This is a genomic window from Pseudomonas fluorescens, from assembly GCF_018614775.1.
Classification (GTDB): Bacteria; Pseudomonadota; Gammaproteobacteria; order Pseudomonadales; family Pseudomonadaceae; genus Aquipseudomonas; species Aquipseudomonas fluorescens_BY.
Map to the genome: position 1 here is coordinate 1 of NZ_JAGGOF010000084.1, position 14878 is coordinate 14878.

Here is a 14878-nt window from a genome sequence, read left to right on the forward strand (position 1 = left end):
CGACTGGACCCTGGGCGCCAACCTCGGCTACTTCATCGGCAAGGAAGACGGCAGCGCCCTGGCCGGCGATCTCGATAACAAAACCGCGTTCGCCATGCTCTCGGCCAAATACGGTGGCAACACCTTCTACGTCGGTTTGCAGAAAGTCGGCGGCGACGATGCCTGGATGCGCGTCAACGGCACCAGCGGCGGCACCCTGGCGAACGACAGCTACAACTCCAGCTACGACAACGCCAAGGAAAAATCCTGGCAGCTGCGCCATGACTTCAACTTCGCCGCCGTCGGCGTGCCGGGCCTGACCCTGATGAACCGCTACATCAGCGGCGACAACGTGCACACCGCCACGGTCGACGACGGCAAGGAATGGGGCCGTGAAACCGAACTGGCCTACACCGTGCAGAGCGGCGCGCTGAAAAGCCTCAACGTGAAATGGCGCAACTCGACGATGCGCCGGGACTTCAATACCAATGAGTTCGATGAGAACCGCTTGATTGTCAGCTATCCGATCAGCTTGTTGTAAAGCGGCTGCGGTGGGTCTGCTGGTGTGGCGGCCGTGCCGCCGCTATCGCGAGCAGGCTCGCTCCCACAGGGGATTGTGGTGAACCCATCATCCACACACAACGCCGGACTACTGTGGGAACTGAGCTTGCTCGCGATGACGGCGGCACATTCAACACCCATGCAAACTGCCCCACCGCTTTCGCGAGCAAGCCCGCTCCCACAGGGGATTGTGGTGAACCCATCATCCACACACAACGCCGGACTACTGTGGGAGCTGAGCTTGCTCGCGATGACGGCGGCACATTCAACACCCATGCAAACTGCCCCACCGCTTTCGCGAGCAAGCTTGGCTCCTACAGTTCCAGCTCGCGCTTCAGCTTCAGCTTCAGCTTCAGCTTCAGCTCCAACACCACAGACCTGAAGGGTGTACCACCGCAAGAGCCAGGTCGGCTATAAGGCCGCCTCGGCGAGCTTTTGATCTGGGGCGCCCCGTTAACCACGCTGGCCGAACGCAGGTATTGCGCAGTGGGCAATCCGGCATGGATGCCGGATTAGCCGCGCTGGGCCATGGATGGCCCTTCGCGGCGGGCCCACGGAGCAATGCCTGCGTTCGGGCACACCGAGCCTGGGCGAGGTGCCGAGTGGTGGGGCAAAGCGTTTTGCTTACTTTTGCGCTTCTCAAAAGTGAGCCGCTGTCAGAGCGGAACCCTAAGTGGCCGTTACCGCAGCAACGGATATGCACACAGTTAACAATCCGTCAATTCCCAAACAAGCCTATCCCCGCGATTCGACACCCAGTTCATCCCACACCGACTCGGCCAGGTGGAAGGTGGCGTTGGCTGCCGGGATACCGCAGTAGATGGCGCTCTGCATGATCACTTCCTTGATCTCGCTGCGGCTCACGCCGTTGTTGGCAGCGGCGCGCAGGTGCAGCTTGAGTTCTTCATTGCGGTTCATGCCGATCAGCATGGCAATGGTGATCAGGCTGCGGGTGTGGCGTGGCAGGCCCGGGCGGGTCCAGATGTCGCCCCAGGCGTGGCGGGTGATCATTTCCTGGAACTCGCTGTTGAACTCGGTCAGTGCATTGAGGCTGCGGTCGACGTGAGCGTCGCCCAGTACCGCGCGGCGCACTTGCATGCCTTCGTCATAACGTTGTTTCTCGTCCACAAAAAAGCTCCTCAGGCGCCACTGGTATCAAGCAGGAAATCCAGCACCCGCGCGCTGAACGCAGCGCCGGCCTGGACGTTGGACAGGTGCGCGGCGTGGAACTCGGCGTACTGCGCGCCGCTGACCCGCTCCTGGATAAAGTGCCCACCCGACGGCGGCGTCACCGCGTCTTCAGTGCCGGCGACCACCAGCAGCGGCGCGCGGATCGCTGAGAGCTGTTCACGGAAATCGGCATCGCGCACCGCCGCGCAGTTGGCGGCATAACCCTGTGGCGAGGTGGCCGCGAGCATGTCGGTGATTTTTTTCGCCTTCTCGGGATTGGATTGGGCGAAGTCCGGGGTAAACCAACGGGCAATCGAAGCGTCGCGCAACGCCACCATCGCTGCCTTGCCGTCACGCAGCACGGTTTCGATCCGCGGGTTCCACACCGACGGGTCGCCGATCTTGGCGGCGGTGTTGCACACCACCAGTTTGTGCAGGCGCTCGCCGGCATGGATCCCCAGCCACTGGCCGATCAGTCCGCCCATGGACAAGCCGCAGAAATGCACTTTGTCGATGTCCAGCGCATCGAGCAGTGCCAGCACATCGCGGCCCAATTGCTCGATGCTGTACGGGCCTCCGGTGACCAGCGACTGGCCGTGACCACGGGTGTCGAAGCGCAGCACGCGAAAGTGTTCGCTGAACGCTGCGACCTGCTCGTCCCACATGTGCAAGTCGGTGCCCAACGAGTTGGAAAGCACCAGCACCGGGGCATCCTCCCGCCCGTCGAGACGATAGTTCAGTTCGCCGTCGGCGAGTTTGACGAATCCCACAACAATCTCCTTTCAGGCCTTCAAGGCAAGGTGTTCGGCCACCGCTCGGGTGACCCAGGTCTGGGCCTGGCCGAGGTAGTGGGCAGGGTTGAGCAAATGATCGAGTTCGGCAGCGGACAATTGCGCGGTGACTTGGGCTTCATCGCCCAGTACCTCGCGCAAATGCCGCTGTTCGGCGACGGCACGCTTGCAGCATTGCTCCAGCAGATGATGCGCGGTGTCGCGCCCGACCCGTTGGGCCAGGACGATGCTCACCGCTTCGGCCAGTACCAGGCCCTGGGTCAGTTCCAGGTTACGGGCCATGCGCGCCGAATCGACTTCCAGCCCGTCGGCCAACAGTCGAGCCTGTTGCAAGGCGCCGGACACCAGGCAACAGATCTCCGGCAGGGTTTCCCATTCGGCATGCCACAGGCCGAGGCTGCGCTCATGCTCCTGGGGCATGGCACTGAACAGCGTCGACAACAGACCCGGCACCCGCGTGGCGGCGCTGATCAGCACCGCCGCGCCCACCGGGTTGCGCTTGTGGGGCATGGTCGACGAACCACCCTTGCCGGGTGCCGACGGCTCGAACGCCTCGCCGGCTTCGGTCTGCATCAGCAGGCTGATGTCGCGTCCGAGTTTGCCGAGGCTGCCGGCGATCAAGCCAAGCACCGAACCGAACTCCACCAGGCGATCACGCTGGGTGTGCCACGGTTGCTCCGGCAGGCTCAGTTGCAGTTCGGCGGCCAGGGCTTCGGCGACGGGCAAGGCGTGGTCGCCCAATGCGGCGAGGGTTCCGGAAGCGCCGCCGAATTGCAGCACCAGCAAGCGTGGTTTCAGTTCGGCCAAACGTTGGCGGCTGCGGCTGATCGCCCCCAGCCAACCGGCGATTTTCATGCCCAGGGTCACCGGCGTTGCGTGTTGCAACCAAGTACGCCCGGCGAGCGGCGTGGTGGCGTAGCGTTCGGCTTGGCGGGCCAGGGTGTCGGCCAACTGCGCCAGCTCACCCTCGATCAATGCCAGCGCCTGGCGCAGTTGCAGCACCAGGCCACTGTCCATCACGTCCTGACTGGTGGCCCCCAGGTGCACATAGCGCTCAGCCTCGGGATCCACGCTGGCGATGCGCTTGCCCAGCGCCTTGACCAGCGGGATCGCCGAATTGCCGGCCGTGGCAATCGCTTCACTGAGTGCTGAAAAATCGTAGAGCTGGGCACGACAAGCCTGCTCGATCGGTGCCACCGCGCTCTGGGGAATCAACCCCACCCGCGCCTGGGCCCGGGCCAGTCCGGCCTCGACATCCAGCATGGCCTGAACCCGCCCCGCGTCACAGAACACCTCGCGCATGTCGCGGGCCGTGAAGTAGGCATCGAACAGCTGATTGCCCGGTCGTTCGCTCATAAACAGTCCTTGGCTGCGCCGGCCTCACGACCGAGCGCGGTTGAGTCAAAGGTCGTGATGCAAATAAGACGGTTGCTTGGGCAGGCGCAGGCTGAACAGGAACGCCACCACCATCATGACCGTGACGTACCAATAGAAAGCGTTTTCCATGCCCTGGGCTTTCAGGCTCAAGGCGACGTACTCCGCCGAGCCGCCAAAAATCGCATTCGCCACGGCGTAGGCCAACCCTACCCCCAGCGCCCGTACTTCGGGTGGAAACATCTCGGCTTTTACCAGGCCACTGATGGAGGTGTAGAAACTGACGATCGCCAACGCCAGGGTAATCAGCACAAATGCCAGGAACGGGCTGCTGATGCTTTTCAGAGTCAGCAGGATCGGCACGGTACACAATGCGCCCAACGCGCCGAACCAGAGCATGGAATTACGGCGACCGATCTTGTCCGCCAGCATGCCGAACAGCGGCTGCATGCACATGTACAGGAACAGTGCGCCGGTCATGATGTAACTGGCGGTCTTGGCGTGCAGGCCGGCGGTGTTCACCAGGTATTTCTGCATGTAGGTGGTAAAGGTGTAGAAAATCAGCGAACCGCCGGCGGTGTAGCCGAGCACGGTGATGAACGCGGCCTTGTGGTCGCGAAACAGCGCGGCGATGCTGCCGGCGTCCTTGTTCTCGCGCATTTCCTTGCTGCTGGTTTCCTTCAGAGAACGACGCAGCAACAGCGAAATCACTGCGGCCACGGCGCCGACCACGAACGGGATCCGCCAGCCATAGGCCCGCAGTTCGTCTTCGTTGAGAAACTGTTGCAGGATCACCACCAGCGACACCGCCAGCAGTTGCCCGCCGATCAGCGTCACGTACTGGAACGAGGCAAAGAAGCCGCGCTGGCCCTTGAGCGCGACTTCGCTCATGTAGGTCGCCGTGGTGCCATATTCGCCGCCCACCGACAAGCCTTGCAGCAAGCGCGCGAGCAACAGCAGCACCGGCGCCCAGACGCCAATGTCCTTGTAGGTGGGCAAACAGGCGATGAGCAAGGAGCCGAAGCACATCATCAGCACCGAGATCATCATCGAGTTCTTGCGCCCGTGACGGTCCGCCACCCGGCCGAAGATCCAGCCGCCGATGGGGCGCATCAGGAACCCGGCGGCGAATACGCCGGCGGTGTTGACCAGTTGCACCGTGGGGTTGTCCGAGGGGAAGAATGCCGGGGCGAAATAGATCGCGCAAAACGCGTAGACGTAGAAGTCGAACCATTCGACCAGGTTGCCGGAGGAGGCGCCGACGATGGCGAAAATGCGCTTGCTGCGTTCTTCGCCGGTGTAGTGGCTGGTTTGGGTGGTCATGGGTTACTCACTCTTTGGGGGCTTAACTCAGTCTAGACACACTTCGTAACAGCCCCGTTCCACAGATCGTTCCCACGCTCTGCGTGGGAATGCAGCCAGGGAAGCTCTGCGTCCCAAAAGCCGAACGCGGAGCGTCCGTTGAGGCATTCCCATCGCAGAGCGCGGGAACGATGTCACTCAGTAATCGAAAAACACCGTCTCGGCATCCGTTCCCTGCAGGACCACATTCCACTGGTAGACGCCCGACGCATCGGGCTTGCTCACGAGGGTAGCGCGGCGCTCCTCAGGCACACAGGCCAGCAACGGGTCGGTTTCGTTGGCCGGCTCGCCATCGAAGTAAATGCGCGTCAGCAGGTGCTTGACCAGCCCACGGGCAAACACCAGCACCACCAAGTGCGGTGCCTGGGTCGTGCCTTTAAGCCCCGGTACGCTGCCGGGCTTGATGGTGGTGAAGCGGAAGCGCCCCTCGGCGTCCACCGGCACTCGGCCGAAGCCATCGAAGTGCGGGTCCAGGGGCTTGTCCTGATCGTCTTCGGGGTGGGCGTACTTGCCAGCGGCGTTGGCCTGCCAGACTTCCAGCATCGCGTCATTGACGAACTGGCCATTGCCGTCGACCACCTGCCCGGTGATCGCCACGCGCTCGCCGAGGGTTTCGGCGACGGTCATGTCTTCGCGGTTCAGCCAGGTCAGGCCGATGTGATAGTAAGGGCCAACGGTATGGGAGGTGGTGGCGGTGAGCGTCATCTTATTTCTCCATCGGCGTGGCGTCGCGGCCGCGCAAGACGATGTCCCAGCGGTAACCGAGGGCGTAGTGAGGGACGGTTTTTTCCAGGTCGAAGCGGGCGATCAGGCGTTCCTTGGCACGGGTGTCCGGTACGCAGTTGTAGATCGGATCGTAGGCCAGCAGCGGGTCGCCGGGGAAATACATCTGCGTCACCAGGCGCGTCAGAATGCTCGGCCCGAACAACGAGAAATGGATATGCGCCGGACGCCAGGCATTGTGATGGTTACCCCAGGGGTACGCGCCGGGCTTGATGGTCTGGAACTGGTACCAGCCATCGGCGTCTGTGACGGTGCGGCCGGTGCCGGTGAAGTTCGGGTCCAGCGGCGCATCATGTTTGTCGCGGTCATGGTGGTAGCGACCGGCGGCGTTGGCCTGCCAGATCTCCACCAGGATGCCCGGCACCGGCTGGCCGTGCTCATCCAGCACGCGCCCGTGAATGATGATCCGTTCCCCCAGTGGCTCGCCGACATGCTGGGCGGTCAGGTCGTTGTCCTTCTCCTGCAAGCGATCGGCGCCTACGGTCGGGCCAGTGATTTCCGACAACGAGTGAGGCAGGTGCACCAGCGGCCTGGACGGCGAGCGCAGGTTGGTGGACTGGTACGGCGGGTGCAGATACTCCGGCTGGGTGCCCGCTTGGGGGCGACGATAACCAGGCTTGTCAGTCATGAAGCATTCCTCGGTTTCTTATTCGTTGAACGGCGCGTCAGACGCGCTCGATTGCCAATGCCAGGCCCTGGCCGACGCCGACACACATGGTCGCCAGGCCTTTGCTGCCGCCGGTCTTTTCCAGATGATGGAGCGCCGTCAGGACCAGTCGCGCCCCGCTCATGCCCAGCGGATGACCGAGGGCAATGGCGCCGCCGTTCGGGTTGACCTGGGGCGCATCGTCCGCCAGTCCCAATTCGCGCAGCACCGCCAGGCCCTGGCTGGCAAACGCTTCGTTGAGTTCGATCACGTCGAAATCAGCGACCGCCAGGCCCAGGCGCTCGGTAAGCTTGCGCACCGCCGGCACCGGGCCGATGCCCATCACCCGTGGCGCCACGCCGGCGCTGGCCATGCCCAGGACTTTGCCGCGCGGGGTCAGGCCGTGTTTCTTCACCGCCTCGGCCGAGGCCAGGATCAGCGCCGCCGCGCCATCATTGACGCCCGAGGCGTTGCCAGCGGTGACGGTCTTGTCCGGGCCGTTGACCGGTTTGAGTTTGCCCAGGGCCTCCAACGTGGTGTCGGCGCGCGGATGTTCATCCTGCTCGACCACGGTTTCGCCCTTCTTGTGGGCAACGCGCACCGGCACGATTTCTTCGGCAAAAAAGCCGGCCGCCTGGGCCGCCGCCGTGCGCTGCTGGCTGCGCCAGGCGAAGGCGTCCTGGTCGGCGCGGGACACCGCGTGGTCATCGGCGACGTTGTCGGCCGTCTGCGGCATGGCGTCCACGCCGTACTGGGCTTTCATCAACGGGTTGATGAAACGCCAGCCAATGGTGGTGTCTTCCAGTTTCATGTTGCGCGAGAACGCTGCGTCGGCCTTGCCCATCACGAACGGCGCACGGGACATCGATTCCACGCCGCCGGCGATGGCCAGTTCCATTTCGCCGCTGGCAATGGCGCGGAACGCCGTGCCGATGGCGTCCATGCCTGAGGCGCACAGGCGGTTGAGGGTTACGCCGGGAATGCTCTCCGGCAGCCCTGCCAGCAACAGCGCCATGCGTGCGACGTTGCGGTTGTCTTCGCCGGCCTGGTTGGCGCAACCGAGGAACACCTCGTCCACCGCGCGCCAGTCCACCGAGGGGTTGCGCGCCATCAGCGCCTTGATCGGCACGGCCGCCAGGTCATCGGCGCGCACGCCGGCCAAGCCGCCACCAAAGCGACCGATAGGGGTACGGATCGCATCACAGATATAGACGTCGCGCATCACGCTTCTCCCGGTGCCTGGCCGTGGGCCGCCGCCGTGCGCGCTTCCAGATCACGCAGGGCGCGCAGCTCCACTTCAGTCGGTTCGGCGCTGGTTTGCACCTGGTCGGCAAAACGGATCGCCCAGCCGGTGGCGGCAATCACTTGTTCGCGGGTCACTCCAGGGTGCAACGCGGTGACCACGAATTCATGGGTGCCGGCTTCCGGTTCCATGATGCACAGGTCGGTGATGATGCCGACAGGGCCAGCGCCCGGCAGACCGAGGCGCTTGCGCGAATCACCGCCCTCGCCGTGACCGACCGAGGTAATGAAATCCAGCTTTTCGACAAACGAACGCGCCGATTGCTTGAGGATGATCAGCACGCTCTTGGCCGAGCCGGCGATTTCCGGCGCGCCACCGGCGCCCGGCAGACGGACTTTGGGCTGATGGTAATCACCCACCACCGTGGTGTTGATGTTGCCGAAGCGGTCGACCTGGGCGGCCCCCAGGAACCCGACGTCAATGCGCCCGCCCTGCAACCAGTAGCGAAAAATCTCACCCGTCGGTACGACCGTGTCAGCGGTTTCCGCCAGTTCACCATCGCCGATGGACAGCGGCAACACGCTGGGCTTGGCGCCGATCGGGCCGGATTCGTAGATCAGCACGACATCCGGCGCCGACGTCAGCCGCGCCAGGTTGGCCGCTTTCGATGGCAGACCGATGCCGACGAAGCACACGGCGTCGTTCTTCAAGCGACGGGCCGCGGCAACGGTCATCATTTCGTTGGTGGAGTACGTCATCATTTCGCCTCCGAAGCGGCGGCCAGTCGGGCCTGGAATTCGGAAAAATCCCGGGTGCCGTGGATGTATTCGTTGATCCACGCGGTAAAGGTCTCACGGTCCCGGGCGATGGGGTCCCACGCCTGGTAGAAACGGTTGTCACGTTCGGTATAGCCATGGGCGTAGGACGGGTGTGCACCGCCCGGTACGAGGCATACCGCACTGAGTGCCCAGGTCGGCAGGACGCAGGCGTTCATCGGCGCGTTCAGGTCGTCGACGATTTCTTCCACGGTGACGATGCAGCGCTTGGCGGCCAGGGCGGCTTCCTTCTGCACGCCAAGGATGCCCCAGAGCAACACGTTGCCCTTGCGGTCAGCCTTCTGCGCGTGGATCACGGTGATGTCCGGGCGCACCGAAGGCACGGCAGCGAGGACTTCACCGGTAAAGGGACAGGTCACGCTCTTGATCAGCGGATTGACCTTGGGCAGGTCGGAACCTGCGTACGCCCGCAGCACCGCGAACGGCAGGCCAGAAGCGCCAGCCACGTAGGCATTGGCCAGGTCGGCGTGGCTGTGTTCTTCGATCTCCAAGGGCTGCGGCCACTGTTTCTCCACGGCATCACGCAGCCGGTGCAGCGACCCCACGCCCGGATTACCGCCCCAGGAGAAAATCAACTTGCGCGCACAGCCGGCGCCGATCAACTGATCGTAGATCAGGTCAGGGGTCATCCGCACCAGGGTCAGGTCTTTCTTGCCCTGACGAATGATTTCGTGACCCGCGGCGGTCGGAATCAGGTGAGTGAAGCCTTCGAGCGCGACGGTATCGCCGTCGTTGACGAACTGCTTCACCGCGTCGTGCAGCGAAAGGATTTCAGCCATGGGGCAGGCTCCCGTTTTCCAGTAGACCGACATGAAGAAAAAAGGCGCGAGGTTAAGCGCCGGAGTGACTGAAGAGTAAGCTGCGGGAAAACGCCAAACAATCCGATAATCGACTCAGTGTTCGTTTATCGAACGGATTGTTGTTTGGCTATCGATTAACTCGGTGCACAAAGCCACCCTGTGGGAGCGAGCCTGCTCGCGATGGCGGCGGTACAGTCACCCTCCTCGCAAGCTGACACACCGCCATCGCGAGCAGGCTCGCTCCCACAGGGGGATCCCCTCAGATTCTCGGCTCAGGTCGCATCCGCATGGCTGACCAGCCCCTTGATCACCACCGCCGTGGTCGCGAGGGCCGCCGGAATGACCAGGGCGGTCAATACCTGCTCGAAGTTCCAACCCAGGCCCAGCAAGGTCGCGCCCATCCAGGCGCCGAGGATCGCGCCGAAGCGCCCGATGCCGAGCATCCAGGAAACGCCGGTGGCCCGGCCCTGGGTCGGGTAGAAGCGCGCCGCGAGGGACGGCATCGCCGATTGCGCACCGTTGACGCACATGCCAGCCACCAGCACCAGCGTCGCGAGCAAAGTGATGTTGCCCAGGCTCTGCCCTACCGCGTAGGCAAATACCCCGGCCATCAGGTAGAACAGGCCGATGACCTTGTGCGGATTGAACCGGTCCATCGCCCAACCCACGCCCACCGCGCTCAATACCCCGCCGAACTGGAACAACGCGCCGATAAACGCCGCCTGCTCCATGCTTGCGCCGCTGTCGCGCATCAGCGTCGGCAGCCAACTGGTCAGCAGGTACACAATCACCAGGCCCATGAAGTAGGTCAGCCACAGCAGCAGCGTGCCGGCGCTGTAAGCACCGGAGAAGATCACCGCCAGCACGTTGCGCGCCTTCACGGTTTTCTGTTCCGGCACACTGAAGCTCGCGGCTTGGGCCACCGTGTGCGGGTCGATCGGCGCCAGGGCTTTGCGCACTTTGTCAGTGCCGCGGTTGCGCACCACCAGGTACCGCGCCGACTCCGGCAACCAGAAAAACAGCACGACCGTCAGCAGCAACGGCAGGATCCCGCCGATCAACAACAGGCTGTGCCAGCCGAACGCCGGGATCAGCTTGGCGGAGATAAACCCGCCGCCGGCCATGCCCAGGTTGAAACCGCAGAACATGCTGGTCACCAGCAGGGACTTCTTGCGTTCCGGTGTGTATTCCGAGAGCAAGGTGGTGGCATTGGGCATCCCGGCCCCCAACCCCAGGCCGGTAAGGAAGCGCAGCACCAGCAGTTGATCGACGTTGGTGCTGTAGGCCGACGCCAGGCTGAACGCGCCAAACAGCAGGACGGCGCCCACCAGCACGACTTTGCGCCCGAAGCGGTCAGACAAGGGCCCCGAGCCCAATGCCCCGAAGACCATGCCGATCAGCGCGGCGCTCATCACCGGGCCGAGGCTGGCGCGATCAATCCCCCAGTCCTGGGACAACGCCGGGGCAATGAAGCCCATGGCCGCCGTGTCGAGGCCGTCGAGGAAAACGATCAGGAAGCAAAGAATCACTACCCGCCACTGGTAGCGCGAAATGGGCTGGGCATTGATAAAGGACTGCACGTCGAGGCAGTGGCCTACAGAGGTCTGGGGCTGGTTCATCATGTCTCTCATTATTATTGTGTCGAGTCGCCAACCCGTGGCCGAGCCAGGCTCAGCACGCCGGATGACGCTGCCGCGACATTAATGAGGCCAGGTAAATACCGTCAATTCGCTGGAGGCGACTGTGTGCGTTTATCGAACGGCTTAGGTGAACAGCTGCGCGCTCAAGTCGCGACTGGCCCCGAGCAAGCTTGGCAGGAAACGCTGTTCCAGCTCATTGCGGCTGACCCGCCCCGCATGGGTACTGACATTGAGTGCCGCCACCACCTGGCCGGAAGCGTCGTACACCGGAACGGCAATCGCACGCAGGCCCTGCTCCAATTCCTGATCAACGATGCACCAGCCCTGTTGCCGCACCTGTTGCAGGCATTCGAGCAAGGATTCGGCAGTGTGCAGGGTCCGGCTGGTCTTGGCTTGCAGGTCGGCGTGGTCGAGGTAGTCACGCAGCGACGCATCATCCAGGGCCGCCAGAAGAATCCTGCCCATGGAGGTGCAGTAGGCCGGCAGCCGCCCACCCACCGACAGGTCCACCGAAATCAGCCGTTGGGTGGTGGCCGACCGGGCAATGTAGAGGATGTCGTCGCCTTCGAGGGTCGCCATATTGCAGGCTTCGTGGAGTTGCTCGCTCATGCGGTCCAGGTACGGCTGGGCGGAAACGGCCAGGGGCGTCGATGACAAATAGGCGTGACCCAGGGTCAGCACTTTGGGCAACAGCGAGTAGGTGCGCCCGTCCGTGGTGGCGTAGCCAAGCTTGATCAAGGTGTGCAGGCAACGCCTGACGGCAGCGCGGGGAATTTCCGTGCGGTGGCTGATCTGGGCGATGGTCAGGTGCCGCTTGCGCTCCTGGAAGGCCTGGACCACCGCCAGTCCGCGAGCCAGGGAGGTCATGAAGTCCGGGTCACCGGTCAGGGCCTGGATCCGCTTGGCTGGCGAGGCAACAATCGGCGGCGCGACTGAAGTGAAGGCGTTGCGCAATTGGTCGTTCATGTCTGGTCCTTCCCCGGGAATGACAGCTATTACAAGCGGCAGCCTGACGGAGAGCAAGGACGGACCGCCAACACCGTTCGATTATCGAATCATCGGTCGATAATCGCAATCAGCGGTGGGAATAGCGATTTATTCAGGGCTACGAGTGTGCGAACACTGCGGCATGATCCAGGCGTCGTAATTGAACTTGTCGCCCCACTGGGCGTCAGGATACCGGCACCTGCAAAAACTCGTTGCTATAAGTTGCACATCAAACATTGATTCACACTAGAACAGACTTCTTTAACTTTTGCCGATAGTGTTCTTCAGCGGGACCGCTATAATGCACTTCAGCGAAGGTACGGCCATTGACCGTATCCGTGCGCAGGCACAGTAGTTGAACCGTGGTGCCTGGAGCGCCTTCTGGCTGCTTCCCTGTATCGGCAACAATACGAACCCCTGATGCTACGTCAGCTGTCAGCTCTGGTGCCGTGGCCGTCTGCATGCCACATGCAGTGCGTATCACCAGATCAATTTTCAATTAATTAGGTAAAACTGTGACGAAAGACGAACTGCGCGCGGAACTTGAGCGCCAGGAACAACGTTACAAGGAAGTTTACGGCGGGGAAGTCACCACCTACGCCGCGCAACCTGAACCCGAACGCAAACCCTGGCGTAAACGCGCCACCGTTCAAGACCAGGCCTTCATCCAGGAACTTCAGAAGATGGAAAAGGAACTCAACGCCGAAGAGCATTGAAGCTCGAGGCCGGAGGTTCTTGAGAGGGCTTGCGGCCACTACCCTGGCCGCAGGCCGATATCGGGTGCCCGTCATGAGTGGGTCCACGGCGCTTCACGTCCGAGGGTCGTGAGTATCCATAGCCGACCCTCTTTTCAGACATTTCATACAACCGCTTGAGGTGTGTTTCACCGTTCCGGCCCCCCCTGCAATTGCGCTTTGCGCCCCTGAATCAAAGGGTTGCGCACCTCGTTGGCCACCTCGTGGCAGAGGCTGTCCTACAAATTATTTCGTTGAAGAATGTTACCGATGAGCAGGCAGTGCATCGATCAACGAGGTTTTCTGGCATAATCGCGCCCCCTTATGACCGGGTCAGAAAACCTTCATGATCGATTTATTCAGCGGACTGGATGCTTGGGTGCTTGTGAGCCTCTTGCTCGCCCTGGCTTTTGTCCTCGCCTTCGAGTTCATCAACGGCTTTCATGACACCGCTAACGCGGTTGCCACCGTTATCTACACCAAAGCCATGCCGCCACACCTGGCGGTGTTCTTTTCCGGTGTGTTCAACTTCCTCGGAGTGCTGCTGGGCGGCGTGGGGGTGGCGTACGCCATCGTTCACCTGTTGCCCGTGGAACTGCTGATCAATGTGAACACCGGACACGGGCTGGCCATGGTGTTCTCCCTGCTTGCAGCGGCCATCACCTGGAATCTGGGCACCTGGTACTTCGGTATCCCGGCTTCCAGCTCCCACACGTTGATCGGTTCGATCCTCGGCGTGGGCCTGGCCAATGCGCTGATCAACGACATCCCGTTGGCCGACGGGGTGAACTGGCAGAAGGCGATCGATATCGGTGCCTCCCTGGTGTTCTCGCCCATGGCCGGCTTCCTGATCGCCGCCTTGGTACTCATCGGCCTGAAATGGTGGCGCCCGCTGTCGAAGATGCACAAGACGCCGGAACAGCGCCGCAAGCTCGACGACAAGAAGCATCCGCCGTTCTGGAATCGCCTGGTGCTGGTGATCTCGGCCATGGCCGTCAGCTTCGTCCACGGCTCCAACGACGGCCAGAAAGGCATCGGCCTGATCATGCTGGTGCTGATCGGTATCGTGCCGGCGCAGTTCGTACTCGACCTGAGCAGCACCACCTACCAGATCGAACGGACCCGCGATGCGACCCTGCACCTGAGCCAGTTCTACAAGCGCAACAGCGAATCCCTGGGCGAGTTCCTGGCCTTGGGCAAAAGCGTTCCTGGCGACCTGCCGGAGAAATTCCGCTGCAACCCACAGCAGACCGAACCGACCATCAACGCGCTGCTCGACACCCTCAAAGGCGTGGCGGACTACCATTCGCTGCCATCGGAAAGTCGTATCGAGGTGCGTCGCTACCTGCTCTGCCTGGACGACACGGCGAAGAAGGTCGGCAAGCTGCCAGACCTGGCAGCCCGTGAAAAAGATGACCTGAACAAGCTGCGCAAGGACCTCACCACCACCACCGAATACGCCCCGTTCTGGGTGATCCTGGCGGTCGCCCTGGCACTGGGCCTGGGCACCATGGTCGGCTGGAAGCGCGTGGTGCTGACCATCGGCGAGAAGATCGGCAAGCAAGGCATGACCTACGCCCAGGGCATGTCGGCCCAGATCACCACGGCGTGCATGATCGGCATGGCGAACATCTTCAGCCTGCCGGTTTCCACCACCCACGTGCTGTCCTCGGGCGTGGCCGGCACCATGGTCGCCAACAAGAGCGGCCTGCAGGGTGGCACGGTGCGCAACATCCTCCTGGCCTGGGTATTGACCCTGCCGGCGACGGTGGCGCTGTCGGCCGGGTTGTTCTGGCTGGCGTCGAAGGCCTTGGGCAGCTGATTCCAATGGCTTGAAAAAAGGTGCGCCCCCTTGTGGGATCGCACCTTTTTTTATGCCCGAAACATTACCCTTTGTGGGAGCGGGCTTGCTCGCGAAAGCGGTGTGCCAGCCACTGCATAGGAGGCTGAGACGACGCCTTCGCGAGCAAGC

The 14878-nt window shown here is 62.6% G+C and carries 14 protein-coding genes; 3 read left to right on the forward strand and 11 right to left on the reverse strand.

Annotated features, from left to right (window positions below; genetic code table 11):
- On the forward strand, positions 1-520 hold a 520-nt coding region (locus tag J7E36_RS19960), incomplete at its 5' end, for an OprD family outer membrane porin (protein WP_215006750.1).
- Positions 521-1275: 755 nt separating this feature from the next.
- On the opposite strand, the gene pcaC is transcribed toward J7E36_RS19960, so the two are convergent.
- The 11 genes from pcaC to pcaR all read right to left on the reverse strand — a co-directional run bounded on the left by pcaC (position 1276) and on the right by pcaR (position 12151).
- Positions 1276-1668 (reverse strand): 4-carboxymuconolactone decarboxylase, encoded by a 393-nt coding sequence (pcaC, locus tag J7E36_RS19965; protein ID WP_030142291.1) that lies wholly within the window; start codon positions 1666-1668, stop codon positions 1276-1278.
- Positions 1669-1679: 11 nt separating this feature from the next.
- A complete protein-coding gene (gene pcaD / locus J7E36_RS19970) occupies positions 1680-2480 on the reverse strand; it encodes a 3-oxoadipate enol-lactonase (protein ID WP_215006753.1) in 801 nt (266 codons plus the stop codon).
- Positions 2481-2492: 12 nt separating this feature from the next.
- Positions 2493-3857, reverse strand: coding sequence for a 3-carboxy-cis,cis-muconate cycloisomerase (locus tag J7E36_RS19975; RefSeq protein ID WP_215006755.1), 1365 nt, complete (start codon positions 3855-3857; stop codon positions 2493-2495).
- A gap of 45 nt (positions 3858-3902) precedes the next feature.
- Positions 3903-5198, reverse strand: coding sequence for an MFS family transporter (locus tag J7E36_RS19980; RefSeq protein WP_215006758.1), 1296 nt, complete (start codon positions 5196-5198; stop codon positions 3903-3905).
- Between the two features lie 177 nt (positions 5199-5375).
- Positions 5376-5942 carry a protocatechuate 3,4-dioxygenase subunit alpha gene (gene pcaG / locus J7E36_RS19985; protein ID WP_215006761.1) on the reverse strand — a complete coding sequence of 189 codons (567 nt, stop codon included), beginning with the start codon at positions 5940-5942 and terminating at the stop codon, positions 5376-5378.
- A 1-nt stretch (position 5943) separates the two neighbouring features.
- Complete coding sequence (pcaH, locus tag J7E36_RS19990) at positions 5944-6648, reverse strand: protocatechuate 3,4-dioxygenase subunit beta (RefSeq protein WP_215006764.1); 705 nt, start codon at positions 6646-6648, stop codon at positions 5944-5946.
- A 37-nt stretch (positions 6649-6685) separates the two neighbouring features.
- A complete protein-coding gene (gene pcaF / locus J7E36_RS19995; protein WP_215006767.1) occupies positions 6686-7891 on the reverse strand; it encodes a 3-oxoadipyl-CoA thiolase in 1206 nt (401 codons plus the stop codon).
- The gene (locus J7E36_RS20000; RefSeq protein WP_215006770.1) at positions 7888-8670 is read right to left on the reverse strand and encodes a CoA-transferase subunit beta; all 783 of its coding nucleotides are present in this window, start codon (positions 8668-8670) and stop codon (positions 7888-7890) included. The genes pcaF and J7E36_RS20000 overlap by 4 nt, the downstream gene beginning before the upstream one ends.
- A complete protein-coding gene (locus tag J7E36_RS20005) occupies positions 8667-9524 on the reverse strand; it encodes a CoA transferase subunit A (RefSeq protein WP_215006773.1) in 858 nt (285 codons plus the stop codon). Before J7E36_RS20005 ends, J7E36_RS20000 begins: the two co-directional genes overlap by 4 nt.
- Before the next feature lie 293 nt (positions 9525-9817).
- Entirely contained in the window at positions 9818-11164 is a 1347-nt protein-coding gene (locus tag J7E36_RS20010; RefSeq protein WP_215006782.1) for an MFS transporter, read from the reverse strand.
- Positions 11165-11308: 144 nt separating this feature from the next.
- Positions 11309-12151: a pca regulon transcriptional regulator PcaR gene (gene pcaR / locus J7E36_RS20015; RefSeq protein WP_215006776.1), complete on the reverse strand. Its 843-nt coding sequence runs from the start codon at positions 12149-12151 to the stop codon at positions 11309-11311.
- Between the two features lie 536 nt (positions 12152-12687).
- Here pcaR and J7E36_RS20020 point away from each other — a divergent pair.
- Positions 12688-12888, forward strand: coding sequence for a hypothetical protein (locus J7E36_RS20020; protein ID WP_215006778.1), 201 nt, complete (start codon positions 12688-12690; stop codon positions 12886-12888).
- Positions 12889-13252: 364 nt separating this feature from the next.
- A complete protein-coding gene (locus J7E36_RS20025; RefSeq protein WP_215006780.1) occupies positions 13253-14728 on the forward strand; it encodes an inorganic phosphate transporter in 1476 nt (491 codons plus the stop codon).
- Positions 14729-14878: the final 150 nt, after the last annotated feature.